The sequence below is a fragment of the Cupriavidus sp. 22TCCZM01-5 genome, assembly GCF_057798915.1.
This window is the reverse complement of record NZ_JBYOJR010000075.1, coordinates 1-2,485: the sequence shown is the minus strand read 5'-3', so window position 1 is coordinate 2,485 and position 2,485 is coordinate 1. Positions and strand designations below refer to the sequence as shown.

The window sequence follows — 2,485 nt, the reverse complement described above, 5'->3', positions numbered from 1 at the left end:
TGTCTTCACGGATGGCGCACGCATCGGACCGCGCGATGTCTTTACCGATGGTGCCCGCATCGATTCCAGGGACGTCTACACGGACGGCTCCCGCAACTAGGCCCTGCCGCTTACCACGCGCCCGATAGCAAATGCCTTGTTGAGGAGCGGGTTGCGCAGTTCGAGCGGCGACCTTGGCTTTGCGATCAAAGGCATCAAAACAGGGTCAAGGAAGCGGAAATCGCTCCCCCGATGTGAAGCTAGGTTCTGCCCACACGAAATTGCTGTTGAGCACCCGGAAGCTGTGCGCGGCGTGGATGAAGCGCGTTGAGCCAGTGCGAGCAGGCCGTAACAAGGACTTCAATATGCATAAACACGATACTTACGCAAATTTCAGGGAGCGCGGCATAGCATTGCCGAACGTGGGCGCAGGAAAAAGGCGGCGCCGCCGAGCGCCTGGTTGTTATCGACCTGCTACGACGCTTCATGCTCATCTCAAGCACTGTCTGGTGAGCGCGACAAGTCCGCGCGCTCTGCGTTCGGGGTGGCCCGGATTCCGCTTGGCGCGTGCGTCGAGATTGAGTTGATTTTCGGGATTGCCAGCGGGCGTGCCCCCGCTTGATGAGGTGGAGAGGAATATGTCAGAGAATATCAATTCGCGTCGTCGCGGCTTCATGGGCAAGACAGCCGTGGCGCTTGTTGCTTCCGAGTTCGGCGTGCTGGGCTCCGCCAGGGGCCAGACACGTTCGCCGAATTCGTCGATCCTGCTTTCGGCCAGGCCGGGTACCCATACATCGTTTGCGTCGATGAAGCAGATCGACGCCGGGCTGCTCAATGTCGGCTACGCCGAGGCGGGGCCGGTCGACGGACCCGCGGTCATCCTGCTGCACGGCTGGCCTTACGATATTCATAGCTTTGTTGACGTCGCGCCGCTGTTGGCACCGCGCGGGTATCGCGTGATTGTCCCGTATCTGCGGGGCTACGGTACTACGCGTTTCTTGTCGCAAGAGACAATGCGTAACGGCCAACCGACAGCCGTGGCTGCCGATATCGTCGCGCTGATGGATGCACTCAATATCCGGCAGGCGACACTCGCTGGGTTCGATTGGGGGGCGCGCACCGGCGATATCATCGCGGTGCTGTGGCCGGAGCGCTGCAAGGGTCTGGTGTCGGTAAGCGGCTACCTGATTGGGAGTCAGAAGGCCGGTGCGTCGCCGCTGCCGCCCGAGGCAGAGTTCCAGTGGTGGTACCAGTTCTACCTTGCAACGGATCGCGGGCGGGCCGGCTATGAAAAATACACCCACGATTTTGCCAAGCTGATCTGGAGGCAAGCCTCGCCGAGGTGGAAGTTCGATGACGCCACCTTCGAGCGGAGTGCGTCGGCCTTCAACAATCCGGACCATGTCGCCATTGCCGTTCACAATTATCGCTGGCGGCAAGGTCTTGCCTCTGGCGAGGCAAAGTACGATGCTTTTGAGCAGCAACTTGCCTTGGCGCCGACCATTGGTGTGCCGACCATCACCATGGAAGGCGATACCAACGGTGCACCTCACCCTCCGCCCAGCGCCTACGCGCGCAAGTTCACCGGGAAATACGAGCACAGGACTATCACGGGGGGCATCGGCCATAACCTTCCCCAGGAAGCGCCCCAGGCATTCGCTCAGGCCGTGATCGACGTCGACAGGCTTTAGTGCGGCAGACCCGGGGACCAATCGCGCAATGGCGGCTCACGGATGCCGACAGAAGGTCAGCAACGACAAACTCGGCAACGTGGCGCTAGTGCGGGACCGGTTGTGTCTTGAGACTGTACAGGCGAACGCGGCATGCGCCGTTTTACCGAGGTTTCCCCCTCAAGCAAACGCAATATGAACGAAACCGTATCGAAGACCGGGCGCCGCCCGACTAGCGACTCGTCGAGAGTGTCGACTGCGGCCCTGGCAGGATTCGCAGGCATCGCGGTCAATACCGCGCTGCTGTCCATCGCCGATCACTTCGGGCTCGTCACCGCGCGCGGCGGATTGTTGACGCTGCTCGCACAGACGCTCGGCATGTCGGCATTACCGCTTGTCAGGCTTTACGCGTTCCAGCAGGTCTTCCACATCGCCATCGGCATCGCGATGGCCGTGTTCTACGCGTTCACGTTCGCGAGGCTCCCTGCCAGCGCGCTGATCAAAGGTCTTTTATACGCACTCGCTATATGGCTGTTGAATGCATGCATGGTTCTACCGCTGATCGGCCAGGGGTTCGCAGGGCATAGCGTGCTCACGGCAGGCGGCATGCTGTTCTTCGCGATCGCGCACATAGCATTCTTTGTTGTCACCGCACTGCTCTACCAGTGCTGGCGGGAACACTAGCTGCGTCCTGCAAGAAGCTTAATTAATGATACAAGATCCCGTAGGATCGGGCCTGTCCGTATTTTTGTGTGCGAGGCGGTTTTGAATTTTGTCAGCTTCGAGCGGCAGTAAATCGCTCGCCATACAGAATAGCAAACTGATTCATGGCGGAC

Annotated in this window: 2 protein-coding genes and 1 pseudogene; all 3 read left to right on the top strand. The window is 60.0% G+C overall.

The window, feature by feature from the left end; all coding sequences use genetic code 11:
* Window positions 1-487: 487 nt before the first annotated feature.
* Window positions 488-601 (top strand): annotated as a pseudogene (locus tag AC3FNH_RS32450) (RidA family protein); the annotation flags it as partial.
* A gap of 16 nt (window positions 602-617) precedes the next feature.
* Window positions 618-1,670: an alpha/beta fold hydrolase gene (locus AC3FNH_RS32445; protein WP_488722993.1), complete on the top strand. Its 1,053-nt coding sequence runs from the start codon at window positions 618-620 to the stop codon at window positions 1,668-1,670.
* 132 nt (window positions 1,671-1,802) lie between these two features.
* Window positions 1,803-2,333 carry a hypothetical protein gene (locus AC3FNH_RS32440; protein ID WP_488722992.1) on the top strand — a complete coding sequence of 177 codons (531 nt, stop codon included), beginning with the start codon at window positions 1,803-1,805 and terminating at the stop codon, window positions 2,331-2,333.
* The last annotated feature ends 152 nt before the right edge of the window (window positions 2,334-2,485 follow it).